At 68.8% G+C, this 14,619-nt stretch carries 15 protein-coding genes; 4 read left to right on the plus strand and 11 right to left on the minus strand.

Annotated elements, in window-relative coordinates; all coding sequences use genetic code 11:
- Positions 1-153, plus strand: coding sequence for a hypothetical protein (locus tag AB0F17_RS54720; RefSeq protein WP_358041501.1), 153 nt, complete (start codon positions 1-3; stop codon positions 151-153).
- Here AB0F17_RS54720 and AB0F17_RS54725 read toward each other — a convergent pair.
- Together AB0F17_RS54725 and AB0F17_RS54730 are read right to left on the minus strand one after the other, a co-directional pair.
- On the minus strand, positions 143-2,140 hold the full coding sequence (locus tag AB0F17_RS54725; protein WP_358041504.1) for a glycosyltransferase family 2 protein: 1,998 nt from the start codon (positions 2,138-2,140) through the stop codon (positions 143-145). The two genes, AB0F17_RS54720 and AB0F17_RS54725, sit on opposite strands and share 11 nt — an antisense overlap.
- A 70-nt stretch (positions 2,141-2,210) precedes the next feature.
- Positions 2,211-2,831, minus strand: coding sequence for a lytic transglycosylase domain-containing protein (locus AB0F17_RS54730; protein WP_358041606.1), 621 nt, complete (start codon positions 2,829-2,831; stop codon positions 2,211-2,213).
- Positions 2,832-3,195: 364 nt separating this feature from the next.
- Between AB0F17_RS54730 and AB0F17_RS54735 the strand changes: the two genes are divergently transcribed.
- Genes AB0F17_RS54735 through AB0F17_RS54745 form a run of 3 tightly spaced genes read left to right on the plus strand, consistent with a single transcriptional unit; the run spans position 3,196 to position 5,784 of the window.
- Positions 3,196-3,870, plus strand: a complete 675-nt coding sequence (locus AB0F17_RS54735; protein ID WP_358041507.1) for a response regulator transcription factor — start codon at positions 3,196-3,198, stop codon at positions 3,868-3,870.
- Entirely contained in the window at positions 3,867-5,279 is a 1,413-nt protein-coding gene (locus AB0F17_RS54740) for a HAMP domain-containing sensor histidine kinase (protein WP_358041510.1), read from the plus strand. Before AB0F17_RS54735 ends, AB0F17_RS54740 begins: the two co-directional genes overlap by 4 nt.
- Positions 5,272-5,784, plus strand: a complete 513-nt coding sequence (locus AB0F17_RS54745; RefSeq protein WP_358041513.1) for a hypothetical protein — start codon at positions 5,272-5,274, stop codon at positions 5,782-5,784. The genes AB0F17_RS54740 and AB0F17_RS54745 overlap by 8 nt, the downstream gene beginning before the upstream one ends.
- 9 nt (positions 5,785-5,793) lie before the next feature.
- Here the strand turns inward: AB0F17_RS54745 and AB0F17_RS54750 are convergent, their stop codons facing one another.
- The 9 genes from AB0F17_RS54750 to AB0F17_RS54790 form a co-directional block, all read right to left on the minus strand.
- Entirely contained in the window at positions 5,794-7,113 is a 1,320-nt protein-coding gene (locus tag AB0F17_RS54750) for a PhoH family protein (RefSeq protein ID WP_358041516.1), read from the minus strand.
- A gap of 207 nt (positions 7,114-7,320) precedes the next feature.
- Positions 7,321-8,082, minus strand: a complete 762-nt coding sequence (locus AB0F17_RS54755) for an isoprenyl transferase (RefSeq protein WP_358041519.1) — start codon at positions 8,080-8,082, stop codon at positions 7,321-7,323.
- Between the two features lie 82 nt (positions 8,083-8,164).
- Entirely contained in the window at positions 8,165-8,701 is a 537-nt protein-coding gene (locus tag AB0F17_RS54760) for a hypothetical protein (protein ID WP_358041523.1), read from the minus strand.
- A gap of 19 nt (positions 8,702-8,720) precedes the next feature.
- The gene (locus AB0F17_RS54765) at positions 8,721-9,554 is read right to left on the minus strand and encodes an amidohydrolase family protein (RefSeq protein WP_358041526.1); all 834 of its coding nucleotides are present in this window, start codon (positions 9,552-9,554) and stop codon (positions 8,721-8,723) included.
- Positions 9,555-9,642: 88 nt separating this feature from the next.
- On the minus strand, positions 9,643-11,436 hold the full coding sequence (locus tag AB0F17_RS54770) for a phosphoenolpyruvate carboxykinase (GTP) (RefSeq protein WP_358041528.1): 1,794 nt from the start codon (positions 11,434-11,436) through the stop codon (positions 9,643-9,645).
- 250 nt (positions 11,437-11,686) lie between these two features.
- Positions 11,687-12,208, minus strand: coding sequence for a hypothetical protein (locus AB0F17_RS54775; RefSeq protein WP_358041531.1), 522 nt, complete (start codon positions 12,206-12,208; stop codon positions 11,687-11,689).
- A gap of 71 nt (positions 12,209-12,279) precedes the next feature.
- Complete coding sequence (locus tag AB0F17_RS54780; RefSeq protein ID WP_358041534.1) at positions 12,280-13,407, minus strand: C40 family peptidase; 1,128 nt, start codon at positions 13,405-13,407, stop codon at positions 12,280-12,282.
- A gap of 137 nt (positions 13,408-13,544) precedes the next feature.
- Positions 13,545-14,045: a transcription elongation factor GreA gene (greA, locus tag AB0F17_RS54785; protein ID WP_219534083.1), complete on the minus strand. Its 501-nt coding sequence runs from the start codon at positions 14,043-14,045 to the stop codon at positions 13,545-13,547.
- A gap of 108 nt (positions 14,046-14,153) precedes the next feature.
- Positions 14,154-14,573 carry a DUF4307 domain-containing protein gene (locus AB0F17_RS54790; protein ID WP_358041538.1) on the minus strand — a complete coding sequence of 140 codons (420 nt, stop codon included), beginning with the start codon at positions 14,571-14,573 and terminating at the stop codon, positions 14,154-14,156.
- Between the last annotated feature and the right edge of the window lie 46 nt (positions 14,574-14,619).

Consider the following 14,619-nt stretch of genomic DNA (forward strand, 5'->3'; position numbering starts at 1 on the left):
ATGGTCGGCCCGCACCGGCCGTTCCGCTACCACCGGGTCGAGGGCGGCAACCACCTCGACGGCCTGGTGGACGTCTACCCCGGCAAGCTGAAGCCGCTCTTGCCGGTCTTCAGAGACTCCTTCACCGAGTTGGAGGGCTGGGTCAGTCCCTGAGGTAGCGATGCTTGCCCGCGCGCGCCAGACGCACCATGTGCCGCGCGCCGGGCAGGCGGCGGCCGAGCCGGTACAGCAGCGTGTCCCCGCCCATCGGCGAGCGCCGCTCAGGATCCATGGCCGCCGACGGCCGCACCTCGATCCTGCCCCTGCGCACCTCCAGCCCGAACCGCAGGCCGGTCTCGTCGTCGGCGGTGCGCAGCGACGAGAGCCAGGCGCCGGGGCCGAGGCTGTCCTTTCCCGGCATCATCCGCTTGACCGGCACCTTGGCCACCAACTGCCCGGCGATCTTGCCCGGCACGCCCGGCTCGACCAGCGCGGGCGCGGACACCTCGCGTGGCCGGCGCGAGGTGGTGCGCAGCACCAGCTCCAGCGCGGGGCCGCCGCTCGGCGGCACGTACGGCACGGGCAGCACGACGTACAGGTGCCCCTCCTGCCGCCTGATGGTCACCCCCGGCGACACCAGCGCGATCGACTCCGAGAACGAGCGCGGCTCGATGGCCAGCCCGAGCTCGCCCGCGTCGGTCCAGCAGGGCACCACCAGGCGCATCCTGGGCTGCTGGGCGAGCACGCCGAGGCAGTTGAGCGGGCCGTCCGGGCGGCGGACCCGGCTCCTGGCCTGGTGCGCGCCGCCGAACATGCGGACGTGCACCTCCCACTGGCCGGCCTTGAGCGGCTCGCCGAGCGCCGCCGCGGTCACGTCGACCCTGGCCTCGCCGACGATCTGGATGCGGACGTGGCGGCGCCCGTCCGGGACCCGTTCGACCCGGTAGGCGACCGGCAGGTAGTGGATGACGCCCGTCTCGCTGTGCCGTACGTACACCTCGATGCGGGCGCGCTCGACGGCGCCGGTGACGTCCGTGACGGTGTCGGGCAGCAGCTTGGCGTCGACCGAGCGGGGCGGCTGCCACAGCAGGCGCTCGCCGCTCGTCCGGAACCTGGCCGGCCCCCCGTCGCCGCCCAGGACCTCCACGGAGAGCCCGAGCACCAGCACCTGCGCGTCCCAGCGGACCTCGCTCAGGTCCGCGCGCAGCCCGGCCCGCCTGGAGGAGTTGGCCAGGACGACGAGCTGATCCAGCCGTCCGGCGCGGACGAAGGCGGCCACGACCCGCAGCTGGACGGGCAGGTACTTGTCGAGGCGCTCGGGGAAGCTGTCGAGCACGAGCTGCCTGATCAGCCTGAAGTGCATGCCCCGGTCCACGGACGACGCGGCGAACCGGCTGGTCAGCAGCGGCTTGAGCACGGTGGAGCGGAACCAGTGGCCGTACATGCGGTCGCGCTGGCGGCCGTCCCCCACGTAGGCGTCGATGGCGGCGAGCAGCGACCGGAGCTCGGCCACGGCGGCGCGCGGGTCCTCCTCGGGCTCGTCGCGCTCGCCGATGTGGCAGCAGATCTGGTCGGCCAGCACCGCGACGACCTTGGCCTGCAAGTAGGCCCGGACCGAGAACGCCTGCTCGGCCACCTGCCCGCCGGGCACGGGGAAGCCCAGCTCGTGCTCCTCCAGGAAGGCGCGGCGGTAGAGCTTGTGCGGCGTGAGCAGGCAGAGCAGCCGGTCGCGCAGCAGGTCGGCGCGTCCCCGGTTGCGTACGAACGCGGTCACCGGCGGCCCCGTGTCCCGCACCAGGCGGCCGACCAGGACGTCGGCGTCGGTCTCGACGGCCCGTTCGTACATGCTGAGCAGCGCGTCGCGCTCCAGCCGGTCGCCCTGCTCCATCAGGTAGATGTAGTCGCCCTTGGCGGCGGCCATGCCGACGTTGCGTCCCCGCATCGGTGAGCCGGTGTGCGGAAGGTGCAGCACGCGTACGTTCCTGCGGACGGCGGCGACCGTGTCGAGCCGCTCCGCGATCCCGTCCATGGAGCCGTCGTCCACGAAGATCACTTCATAGTCGTCCGCGGGCATGCTCTGCTCCAGGACGGAGCGGATGCACGAGTCTGCACGGCTTCCCGGGTTGTGGACACTGACGATCACGCTGACCTTCACACCCATGCGGGTAGCGTGCGCCGGGCCCCCTCATCGGGCGTGGCGGCTTGCCGATTGCAGAGGCAAAGATGGGCTGTTAATACCATCCCGTGGCCTGCGAGTGCCCCCAGGCGCCGCAGGGCGTGCCGTAGCGGCCCTTGATATAGCCGAGACCCCATTTGATCTGGGTGGCGGCGTTGGTCTGCCAGTCGCCGCCCGCGCTGGCCATCTTGCTGCCGGGCAGGGACTGCGGGATGCCGTAGGCGCCGGAGTAGCGGTTCATCGCCCGCTCGTTCCAGCCGCTCTCCTTCTGCCAGAGCCGCTCCAGGCAGCCCCACTGGTCGGCGCCGAAGCCGGCTCCGGACATCATCTGCTTGGCGACGGACTTGTTGCTGCCGGGTGAGGGGTTGGTGCCCGGCGGGAAGTCGGCGGTCGGGAACCCGTCGCCGCCCGGAGCCTTCTTCTTGACCTCGACCCAGTCGAGGTCGGACTTGGTGTCCTTGCGGCCTTCCTTGAGCTCCTTCGCCTGGTACGCCTTGACCCCCGCCGCCTTGAGCGCGTCGCTCTCGGGGTCGGGCGAGTAGAGGTCGCCGCTGGCGATCCGCCCGAAGTCCTCCGCCGAGATCGGCGTGGGCGGCGTGTTGGCGTTCTGGATCGCTCGGTAGGCGACGAAAGCACCGCCACCACAGACGATCACGACGGACAACCCGATGACCATCACGCGCTTCGCCTTCTGCGCGGACGAACGGGCCGGTCGGCGCGCCGAGGGGGAGGTTTCCGACGCGGGACGCTCACTCAACTGCGGACCAGGGCTCACGACCCATGAGCTTGCCCTGTCATGGGGGGTGGTCCGCAACCGAAACGGGACATCTGGTTGGCGCCGCATTTACTAACGGGCTGGTTGGCGGCCGGTTTCCCGGAATGTGTGATTTTCCTCACATCCTCGGCCCGCCCCTCGGGCGCCCGTAACCGAAGGGAGGGCCGCTTTAAGCGTGCCTGGTGTTGTTTGTGGTCCTGTGCGCGCCATGTCACAGTTTCATGACGGAGCGCAGCAACCCTCGGCATGGAAGAATAATGTTCGCGTGGCTGGCATCCTCCTCGTCGAAGACGATCCCTCCGTCCGCATGGCTCTAGAGCTGGCGCTGACCAGGCAGGGGCACTCCGTTACGTCTTACGCGACCGGCGAGGAAGCGCTCGACCACGTCAGGTCCCGCCGTCCCGAGATCGCCATCCTCGACGTCATGCTGCCCGGCATCGACGGGGTCGAGGTGTGCCGGCGCATCCGCCGGCTCGACCAGCTCCCGGTCATCCTGCTCACCGCGCGCGGCGACGACCTGGACGTGGTGGTCGGGCTGGAGGCGGGCGCCGACGACTACGTGGTCAAGCCGGTCGAGCCGCGGGTCCTGGACGCGCGCATCCGCGCCATCCTGCGCCGGGCCGAGTCCGCCGCCTCCGACCGGATCTCGTTCGGCGACCTCATGATCGACCGGGGCGCGCTGAAGGTCACGCTGGCCAGCAAGGAGATCCACCTGACCCCGACCGAGCTGCGGCTGCTGCTGGAGCTCGTCCGGCATCCCGGCCAGGTCCTCAACCGCCGCTACCTGCTGCGGGCCGTCTGGGACCACACGCACGTGGCCGACTCGCGGCTGGTCGACGCCTGCGTGCAGCGGGTGCGCGCGAAGATCGAGCCGAGGCCGGCGGAGCCGGTGTTCATCCACACCGTGCGCGGGTTCGGTTACCGGTTCAGTCCTCCGTGAGACCGCTGCCCACCGGGCTGCGCGCGCGCCTGGTCATCACGTTCACCCTGGTCGCCGTCACCGCCTCCTTCCTCGTCGCGACCATCGGCTTCGAGCTGGCCAAGTCGGCGCTCGTCAAGCGGGCCGAGGACACCTCCATCGACCTGGTGACCAGAGAACTGGGCCGCATCACCTTCCCGGTAGGCACGCTCAGGCAGGGCGAGGCCCCGCCCACCACCAAGAACCTGGAGAACGTCGCCCAGTCGCTCAACGGACCCGGCCGCAGCGTCGTAGTCGAGTACAAGAACCTGACCTACGCCGAAGGCCCGCTCAACATGAACGACGTGCCCAACGAGCTGTACGGCCGGGCCAAGCGGAACGTCGTCACCCAGCGCAGGCTCATCCACGACGAACTCTGGCTCGTCGTCGGCGCCGAGGTCTACCGCGAGACCGGCACCGAACCCGAGGCCACCGGTCTGCGGGCCTTCGTGTTCTTCCCGCTGCGCGACGACGAGCGCGAGCTGGCCACGCTCAAGGGCAAGCTCACCCAGGGCGGCGTGGTCATCCTGCTGATCGCCCTGGTCGTCGCCCTGCTGTCGGCCAGGCAGGTGCTGCTGCCCGTCAGGCGGCTCAGCGCCGCCGCGCAGGCGCTCGGCCAGGGCCGCCTCGACACGCGCCTGCCCGTGCACGGTCAGGACGAGCTGGCCGAGCTCACCTCCAGGTTCAACGACGCGGCGGCGGCGCTGGAGCTCAGCGTGTCGGAGCTGCGCTCGCTGGAGGCGCTGTCGCGCCGGTTCGTCGCCGACGTCTCGCATGAGCTGCGCACCCCGCTCACCGCGATGACCGCCGTGGCCGACATGCTCTCCGAGGAGGCCGAGCGCCTGCCCAGCGCGCCCGCGGAGGCGGTACGCCTGGTGCTGCGGGAGATCGAGCGGCTGCGCGGGCTGGTCGAGCACCTCATCGAGATCAGCCGCTTCGACGCCGGCACCGCGACGCTCAACCTGGAACCGGTCAACGTGGCCGACGCCATCCTCGACTGCCTGGAGGTACGCGGCTGGGGCGAGCAGGTGGAGGTTGCCGCCTCCCACGTCCTGACGGTCAACCTCGACCCCAGGAGGTTCGACGTCATCGTGGCCAACCTCGTCGGCAACGCGCTCAAGCACGGGCTGCCCCCCGTGGTGGTCACCGCCAGGGCCACGAAGAACGGGCTGGAGATCAAGGTACGCGACCACGGCAAGGGCATCCCGGCGGAGGCGATGGCCCACGTGTTCGACCGCTTCTTCAAGGCCGGCGCGGGCCGGGCGCGCAGCCAGGGCAGCGGTCTCGGCCTGGCCATCGCGCGGGCCAACGTGCACCTGCACGGCGGCACGATCTCGGTGCGCCGGCAGGATCCGGGCACGCTCTTCACGGTCTGGCTGCCCCATGGCTGACCGTCGCGCCCTCGCCGCCGCCTTCCTCGCCCTCCTGGCGGTGGCCGCCTGCGGCATCTCCCCCACGGACGTCGAGGTCCGGGCCACGCCGCCGGTCATCGAGGTGCCGCCGCCCTCGAAGACGATCTACCTGATCAAGAACGGCAAGCTGACGCTGGAGCCGGCCGACGTCGACTCCGACACGGTCAGCAGCCTGCTCACCGCCCTGTTCGACGCCTCCGGCCTGCCGCTCGGCGACCGGGACACCGCCCTGCGCGGCTTCACCTTCGAGCGCATCGAGGACTCGCTCAACCCCATCCAGCGCGACGAGGTCCAGCTCCCGCGGACCTCGACGCTGACCGTCTTCGTCAGGGGCGAGGGCACGCTCAGCAGGCTGGCCAAGGCCCAGATCGTCTGTACGGCCCAGCAGGACGCGGCGTTCGAGCAGGTCAAGATCATCCACGTGTACCCAGAGAACCGCCCCTCCAAGACGGAGGGACGGTTCATCTGCGGCGACCTGAAATGATCTGTCGAGCTAGAGGGTGATGTCCTCCAGCATCTCCGTCACCAGCGCGGCGATCGGGGACCGCTCCGACCTGCTCAGCGTGACGTGCGCGAACAGCGGATGACCCTTCAGCTTCTCCACCACCGCCACCACGCCGTCGTGCCTGCCGACCCGCAGGTTGTCACGCTGGGCGATGTCGTGGGTGAGCACCACCCGGGAGTTGGCGCCGATCCTGCTCAACACGGTCAGCAGCACCCCGCGCTCCAGCGACTGGGCCTCGTCCACGATCACGAACGCGTCGTGCAGCGAGCGGCCGCGGATGTGCGTGAGCGGCAGCACCTCCAGCATGCCGCGGTCGAGCACCTCCTCGATCACCTCGGGAGAGCTGATCGCCCCCAGGGTGTCGAAGACCGCCTGGGCCCACGGCCCCATCTTCTCGCCCTCGGAGCCGGGCAGGTAGCCGAGCTCCTGGCCGCCCACGGCGTACAGCGGGCGGAAGACGATCACCTTGCGGTGCTGGCGGCGCTCCAGCACGGCCTCCAGGCCCGCGCAGAGTGCCAGTGCCGACTTGCCGGTGCCCGCGCGCCCGCCCAGCGAGACGATCCCGATCTCCGGGTCCATCAGCAGGTCGAGCGCGATGCGCTGCTCCGCGGACCGGCCGTGCAGGCCGAACACCTCCCGGTCCCCACGCACCAGCCGTACCGACTTGTCCGGCAGCACGCGGCCGAGGGCCGAGCCCTTGGCCGACAGCAGCCGCAGGCCGGTGTGCGTCGGCAGGTCTCTGGCCTCCGCCAGATCGGCCGTGCCGTGCTCGAAGAGTGTCCCCACGTCTTCCGTGGTCACCTGGACCTCGGCCATCCCGGTCCAGCCCGACTCGACGACCAGCTCGGCGCGGTACTCCTCGGCCGCCAAGCCGATCGAGGCGGCCTTGACCCGCATGGGCAGGTCCTTGGAGACCAGCACGACATCGCAGCCTTCGGCGGCCAGCGAGCGCGCCACGGTCAGGATGCGGGTGTCGTTGTCACCCAGTCGGAATCCGACCGGCAGGATGGATGGATCGCTGTGGTTGAGCTCAACCCTGATCGTGCCGTCTCCCGTTGGCATCGGCTCGTCCAGCCGGCCGTACTGAACTCGCAGATCGTCGAGGTAGCGCAGGGCTTTCCTGGCGAAGTAGCCGAGTTCGGGGTGGTGTCGCTTGCCCTCCAGTTCGGTGATCACCACGATTGGGAGGACCACGTCGTGCTCCGCGAACCGGGTCGTGGCCGCCGGGTCCGCTAGCAGGACAGATGTGTCCAGCACGTACGTGCGCTTGGCCGGGTTGGTCGAAGGGTTGCTCGAGGACACTGCCACACGTTCTCCCCCGGGCGCCCAAACGAGCGGGCACCCTGCAGACGAGGTGGGATCCGGACCGGACCCGCGTCCCCGACCACGACATGCCGGTGGCGCCGGATTCCGGCCCCCCGCGGCAGATAGTGGTGCAAAGGCGGGCCCTCTCCGGAGTGCCCGGTCTGTGACCGGACACTTCTCACGTTACGTCCTGGATACCCAGATGTCCCGTCAGGAACCGTAACGTCGATGTCTCGCGGCATAGTCGCGCAGCGCCCGCAGGAAATCCACCCTGCGGAAGTCGGGCCAGTAGGCCTCATGGAAGTAGAACTCGGAGTGAGCGCTCTGCCACAGCATGAAGCCCGACAGGCGCTGCTCGCCTGAAGTCCGGATGAGGAGGTCCGGGTCGGGTTGGCCGCGAGTGTAGAGATGCTCCGCGATGTGCTCGACATCGAGTACCTCGACGAGGTCCTCGATGCTGGCACCCTTGCTGGCGTGCTCCTGGAGGAGTGAGCGCACCGCATCGGCAATCTCACGCCTTCCTCCATACCCAACTGCAACGTTCACAATCAGGCCAGGACGGTGTGATGTGACTTCTTTTGCGTTTTTGAGGACATTCGCCGTTCTGTCGGGCAGCAGGTCCAGCGCCCCGACCGGGCTGATCCGCCAGCCCGCCTCCACCAGCTCCCCCGTCACGTCCTCGATGATGCGCAGCAGCGGCTCCAGCTCTTCGCTCGGCCGGTTGAGGTTGTCGTTGGACAGCATCCAGATGGTGACCACCTCGACGCCGGTCTCGCGGCACCAGGTGACCAGCTCGGCTATCTTGTCGGCACCCTTACGGTGACCGCTGGCCACGTCGCGCATCCCCATGGCCCGCGCCCACCGCCGGTTGCCGTCGATGATGACCCCGACGTGCCGGGGGACGCTGTCCTTCGACAGCTTGGTCTCCAGCCGGTGCTCGTACAGCCGGTAGACCAGATCGCGCAGGCCCACGGAGTCCTCCCCATCGGTGCCGTGCCTATGGTCGAATGACCCAACAGGCAATTATCACCGCGTTTCACCCCAGCCCGCTCCCTCAACCGGATTCCTGGGGCCCTTCCCCGCCGCCGAGGCAGTCCTCCACCTCGTCGACCAGTCCGTGCACGAACGCGGCCAGCTCGGACGATGTCAGAACCGCCCGCATCCCGACTCCGCTGGAGCCCCAGGCTTCCACGAAGGCCCTGCGGGTCACCCGCCACTCGCGCTCGCCCGGAAGCCAGATGGGGATCGTCCTGAGCTGGCAGCGTAGCTCCCCGCCGGTCATCGCGCCGGACCTCGCGCGATATTGGAACGAGAACAGCTCGCTCCCGCCCTCGCCCACGGGGAATCGGTCGTCGGGATCCGGCCACTTGCCCGCTTCGCCGGGTCCCGCCGGGCCCTGCCCCTCGCGCGCCCGGCTCACCCCGAGCGCCAGCCGCGCCAGCAGCCAGCCGCACCTCTCACCGACGATCCCGTACGGCGTGCCGTCGCGGCGGAGCTCCAGAGTGATCTCGTACGGCGTGCCGACACTGTCCGTGCACGGAATGGGCGTGACGGTCAGGTATGAACCATCGACACAGCGAAGTCCTCCCATGTCCAGAGAGTATCCGTCGTTAAACTCGGTCAAACCCGTAGAAATACCTAGCTGTGTCACCAAATACCCGATCCCGGTCGGTGCCATCGAGCAGGGCCGTGGCCGCCTCCAAGACCGTCCGGTAGTCGGCCGCCAGCAGCGCGACGGGCCAGTCGCTGCCGTACATCAGCCGCTCCGGCCCGAACGCCTCCACCGCGTGCTCGACGTACGGCCTGAGGTCCGCCACGGTCCAGGCGCGGTGGTCGGCCTCGGTGACCAGCCCCGAGACCTTGGCGTACACGTTGGGGCAGGCGGCGGCCCGGGTGAGCTGGGCGGCCCACGGCTCCCACTCGTGGTCCTTGATCCGCGGCTTGGACAGGTGGTCGATGACGATCTTCAGGCTCGGGTGGCGCTCGGCGAGCGTGACCACGTGGTCGAGGTGCCGCGGCAGCAGCGACGGCACGTCGAGCGTCAGCCCGGCCTCGGCCAGCAGCCCGAGCGACTCCAGCACGCTGTCTTTGACCACCCAGTCGGGGTCGGGTTCGTCGTGGATGAGGTGGCGGACACCGGCAAACTTCGGATGTCTCCGGTAGCGGCCGATGGCCTCCGCCGCCTCCTCCGGCCGGTCCAGCGGCACCCAGCCGACGACGGCGGCGATGAAGTCGTGCGCCTCGGCCTGGGCCAGCATGGCGTCGGTGTCGTCGTAGCCGTCGGCGGCCTGGACCAGCACCGTGGCCTCGATGCCGGTCGCGTCGAGCTCCGGCCGTAGGTCGCCGGGGGCGTAGGTGCGGTAGAGGGGGCCGAGGTCGGGGGTCAGCCAGGTGTACCAGCCGGTATCGACATTCCAGAAATGCTGGTGCGCATCAACCATCATCCGACAAAACCTAGGATGTCTGGATATACCAGAGCAATAGGTCGCGCCGACCGTCATGAAGACGGCCGGCGCGGTCGGTGCCGGTGGATCAGCTCAGGCGGTCGAGCAGATCGTTGTACTCCTCCCACAGCTCCTTGGGCAGGTGCGAGCCGAACGTGTCGAAGTGGGCCGGGATCAGCGCCGCCTCCTCCCGCCACACCTCGCGGTCGACCGAGAGCAGCGTGCGCAGGTCCTCTTCCGGCAGGTCCAGGCCCTCGACGTCGAGCCCGTCCGGCAGCAGGCCGATCGGGGTGGGCACGGCCTTGGCCTCGCCGTTGAGCCGGTCCACGATCCACTTGAGCACGCGGCTGTTCTCGCCGAAGCCGGGCCAGATGAACTTGCCGTCGGCGTTCTTGCGGAACCAGTTCACGTAGTAGATGCGCGGCAGCTTGGCGTTCTTGCGGCGGCCGATCTCCAGCCAGTGGGCGAAGTAGTCGCCCATGTTGTAGCCGCAGAACGGCAGCATCGCGAACGGGTCGTAGCGCAGCTCGCCGACCTTGCCCTCGGCGGCGGCGGTCTTCTCGGAGGCGACGTTGGCTCCGAGGAAGACGCCGTGTTCCCAGCTCAGCGATTCGGTGACCAGCGGCACCGCGGTGGCGCGGCGGCCGCCGAACAGGATCGCCGAAATGGGCACGCCCTTGGGGTCCTGCCATTCGGGGGCGATGGTCGGGCACTGGGCGGCGGGTGTGGTGAAGCGCGCGTTCGGATGGGCGGCGGGCTCAGCGGACTCCGGTGTCCAGGAGCGGCCCTTCCAGTCGGTCAGATGCGCGGGGGGCTCGGCGGTGAGCCCCTCCCACCACACGTCGCCGTTGTCGGTCAGCGCGACGTTGGTGAAGATGCTGTTGCCCCAGAGCGTCTTGACCGCGTTGGCGTTGGTGACCTCACCGGTGCCGGGCGCGACGCCGAAGAAGCCGGCCTCGGGGTTGATGGCGTAGAGGCGGCCGTCGTCGCCGAACCGCATCCAGGCGATGTCGTCGCCGACCGTCTCGACCTTCCAGCCGGGGATCGTCGGCTGGAGCATGGCGAGGTTGGTCTTGCCGCAGGCGCTCGGGAAGGCGGCCGCGATGTAGCGGGTCTCGCCGGAGGGCGGGGTCAGCTTGAGGATGAGCATGTGCTCGGCCAGCCAGCCCTCGTCGCGGGCCATGACACTGGCGATGCGCAGGGCGTAGCACTTCTTGCCGAGCAGCGCGTTGCCGCCGTAGCCGGACCCGTAGGACCAGATCTCGCGGGTCTCCGGGAAGTGGCTGATGTACTTGGTCGTGCTGCACGGCCACGGCACGTCGGCCTGTCCGGCCGCCAGCGGCGCGCCGACGGAGTGGACGCACTTGACGAACTCGCCGCGCTCCTCGATCAGGCGCAGCGCCCGCTCCCCCATGCGCGTCATGACCCGCATCGACACGGCCACGTACGCCGAGTCGGTGATCTCGACGCCGAGCTGGGAGATCTCGCCGCCCAGCGGGCCCATGCAGAACGGCACGACGTACATGGTCCGGCCGCGCATGCTGCCCTTGAACAGCTCGCCGAACGTCCGGCGCATCTCGGCGGGCGCGACCCAGTTGTTCGTCGGCCCGGCGTCCTCCGCACGCTCGGAGCAGATGAAGGTACGGTCCTCGACCCTGGCCACGTCGCTCGGGTCGGACTTGGCGTAGAAGCTGTTGGGCCGCTGGGCCAGGCGCGTGAACGTGCCCTGCTCGACGAGCAGGTTGGTCAGGCGCGTCCACTCCTCCTCCGAGCCGTCGCACCACTCGATCCGGTCGGGCTGGGTCAATGCGGCGATCTGGTTCACCCAGGCGACCAATTCGGCATTGCTCGTCGGGGCGGGTACTTCCACGGAAACGGACACGGCTACGGCTCCTCCACTCTTCAGGCCCAAACATCATTGACGACGACGGCGCCGAAAAGCCAATTGGCATAGACCTATGCCTGGATTCCGCCGTCGCCGCAGGCTGTGGCCTCGATGATTGGGGGAGCCTACCCCGGCGAAGCGGTTTCAAAAGAAATCGACTCGCCCACTGCCCCGGCCAATGCGGCTGGTCTAAACCAATTTCGCAATTGGTTTAGTCCATTCGCCACCGAGTTTCTCCTGCGTACTCTCAGGAATTGACGTCCGGCCCGGCGGAGCGAACTCGGTCGACGTGTTGCAACGCGTCTCGCAGTTCGGACAGCCAGGTGTCGGTGTTCTTTCCGACGAGTCGTACGCACCAGGCCAGCGCGTCGCTGCGACTGCGGGCCACGCCCGCGGCGACGAGCGTGTCGAGGACCTGGCGTTCCTGCTGTCGCAGGCGGGTCATGACGGGCACGGAAAGAGTGGTGAACATCACAGTCGTGTCACCGCAGACGACGCCCCAGGAGACCTTCTGCCCGAATCGCCGTTCGGCCTCCTTGGCGATCTCGATGCGGCGCTCGCGCGTCTCTTCCCTGAACCGCCCGATGAGCCCCTCGATAAGGGCCGCCTTCTCCGTGTCCGAGCCCTCGAAATCTGGCTCCGGCAGCGTGCCGAGCACCGCGATCTCCTCGCGGTCCCTGACGATCCCCGGCGCTCCGGTGAACCATCCTTCGGGCAGCCGCCCGGTGAACCAGCCCTTGATCTGAGCCGTTGCTTCATCAGTTGCCATGTAATCACAATTACATGGTTGCGCGGAAAAAGCACGCGCCGAAGGACGGTCTCTTTCGGGAGGAAGCTCCGTCAGCGAACGCGCGCCGCGAGCGTCGGGCTGACCCTGACGATTCCGGCCAGGTTCCGGGTGCTGATCGGGGCGATCTTGACCACGTCGCCGGTGCGCGGGGCCACCACCATCTTGCCGTCGCCCCAGTAGATCGCCACATGCGAGATGTAGCCGGGATTGGTCGGGTCGATGCGCCAGAACAGCAGGTCACCCGGCTGGATCTGGGAGAGCGGCACCTGCGGCCCGGCCAGCCACTGCTGGTGCGTCACCCGGGGCATGCGTACCCCCGCCTGCGCGAAAGCCCACTGGACCAGGCCCGAGCAGTCGAAGGTGTTCGGGCCTTCCGCGCCCCACACGTACGGCCGGCCCAGCTTGGAGGCGGCGGCCCTGAGCGCGACGGTGATCTGCTCGCCGCTCATGAACGAGCCGGCCGCGTAGGTGCGGACCTTGGCCTGCGCCGGGGGCAGCACCGGGTTGACCATGGCCACCTGCGTGCCCTTGCCCAGCACCTTGAGCAGGGCCTTGCGTAGCTTGTCGGAGTTCGTCTTCGGCGCGCTCACGATCAGCGCGTTGTCGCGCGGCAGGCCGAGCGTCCGCCCGACCTCGCGGGAGACGACGGCGTCGACCGCCCCGAAGCCGGTCGTGGCGTAGGCCCCGATGCGCAGCGAGCCGGTGGGCCCGCTCACCCGGCTGTGCAGGCTCAGCCCGCCGTCGTTGCCGAGCACGAACGAGACCGCCACGTCACCGGCCGCCACGTTGTTCCACAGCGCGTCGGAGGCCGCCGTCACCTTGGGCGTGTAGGCGCGAAAGGTCGAGGGGTCGACCGCCAGTGTCTGCACCCGCTTGCCGTCGAGCGTGATCGAGGCCGCGTCGGCCAGCTCCAGCGCGGTCACCCCGCTCACCCGCGCGACCTTGCGCAGCAGCTCGTTGGTCAGCGGCTTGCGGGTGACCACGAAGAGGTTGGGCTTGTGTAATTGGCCCAGCGGCTTCACCGGCTGCGCGGTCTTGCCCTCCTGGGCCGCCAGGGTCTTCTGGGGCTCGGGACGGTGCGTCCGTACGGCGGCCGCGGGCTGCTGGGCGACCGCCTGCCGTTCGCTCGCCTGCACGAGCAGCATCAGGTCGGCGGTCAGCACCGCGACGAGCGACACCACGATGAACGGGACCAGCTTGTGGTGGTCACGCCGCTTCCTGGAGCGGACCAGGAAGCTGAGGTCCTGCCGAATACCGGAGGAACGCGAAAAATCCGCCGGGCCGACGTTGGCCCGGCGGGTCGTCTCTTCTGAAGTCAGTTGCCGATGTACGGAACGGCCTCGAGGATCTCGACAGTGTTCTGGCGACCGTTGGGCATGGAATAGGTCGCCTTTTCGCCGATCTTCTTACCATTGATCGCCGCTCCAAGGGGCGATTTCGGCGAATACACGTCGATCGGAGCTCCGCTCTCCTCCCGGGACGCGAGCAGGAAGGTCACCTCGTCGTCGTCACGGACGAACCGGATCGTCACGGTCATGCCGGGGCCGACGACCCCTTCGGTCTTCGGTGCCTCTCCCACCTTGGCGTTGTCGATGATCTGCCGGAGGTGGAAGATGCGGGCCTCCATCTTGCCCTGCTCATCCTTGGCCGCGTGATAGCCGCCGTTCTCCTTCAGGTCACCTTCCTCACGGGCGGCTTCGATCTTCTTGGCGATGTCGACGCGCCCTGGGCCCGAGAGGTATTCGTACTCCGCCTTGAGACGGTCGTACGCCTCCTGCGTCAGCCATGTGACGTTCTCATCGCGAGAGTCGGCCACGGGTTCTCCTTGCTTGCCTAGGGGGCCCTGAGATCACTCGAGGTTGCGTACGGTTGAATTGCGAAAGGCTAACAACTCAACAGCTCGAACGCTTCCTCAAACGTCTCATTATACGAGACTGCAGTACTGGATGTGGACGGACGCGGCCTGGGCACTCGTGTCCAGGCGCTCGTTGAGCTGCTTACTACCCGCCCCAGCCGGAATTCTTACTTCCCTGCTGCCCACTTCTGCGTGGTTGACATCGTCGGCCCTGATACGGCATATGGCCGCCCGGTCGTCGGGCTTGCTCACCTCGAAGGTGATCTCGGCCTCGTCGGGACGGTCGACGTCGAACGACACCACCTGCGGGACGGCCCCAGTGGTGGCGCCGGTCATCGACCACATCACGTAGCCCCAGCCACCTGCGATGATGGCCACCAGCACGCCGATGACGACGTGCACGACGAACCTGCCCCGTCGCTCGGGACGGTCGGGGAAGTCGTCGGGTGTGCCGAGAACTGGACGGTTCTCGACATCTTCGGTGGCCATGGTGGAATCTCCCTGCACTCCCTCAGCGTTATCCGAGACAATTGTC

This window comes from Nonomuraea sp. NPDC026600 (assembly GCF_040638335.1).
GTDB lineage: Bacteria > Actinomycetota > Actinomycetes > Streptosporangiales > Streptosporangiaceae > Nonomuraea.

Bases quoted from the DNA above. Each gene is read 5' to 3' on its own strand.
- AB0F17_RS54725 (WP_358041504.1), bottom strand. From the start codon at position 2,140: ATGGGTGTGAAGGTCAGCGTGATCGTCAGTGTCCACAACCCGGGAAGC.
- AB0F17_RS54730 (WP_358041606.1), bottom strand. From the start codon at position 2,831: ATGGTCATCGGGTTGTCCGTCGTGATCGTCTGTGGTGGCGGTGCTTTC.
- AB0F17_RS54720 (WP_358041501.1), top strand. From the start codon at position 1: ATGGTCGGCCCGCACCGGCCGTTCCGCTACCACCGGGTCGAGGGCGGC.
- AB0F17_RS54765 (WP_358041526.1), bottom strand. From the start codon at position 9,554: ATGATGGTTGATGCGCACCAGCATTTCTGGAATGTCGATACCGGCTGG.
- AB0F17_RS54790 (WP_358041538.1), bottom strand. From the start codon at position 14,573: ATGGCCACCGAAGATGTCGAGAACCGTCCAGTTCTCGGCACACCCGAC.
- AB0F17_RS54745 (WP_358041513.1), top strand. From the start codon at position 5,272: ATGGCTGACCGTCGCGCCCTCGCCGCCGCCTTCCTCGCCCTCCTGGCG.
- AB0F17_RS54775 (WP_358041531.1), bottom strand. From the start codon at position 12,208: ATGGCAACTGATGAAGCAACGGCTCAGATCAAGGGCTGGTTCACCGGG.
- AB0F17_RS54760 (WP_358041523.1), bottom strand. From the start codon at position 8,701: ATGGGAGGACTTCGCTGTGTCGATGGTTCATACCTGACCGTCACGCCC.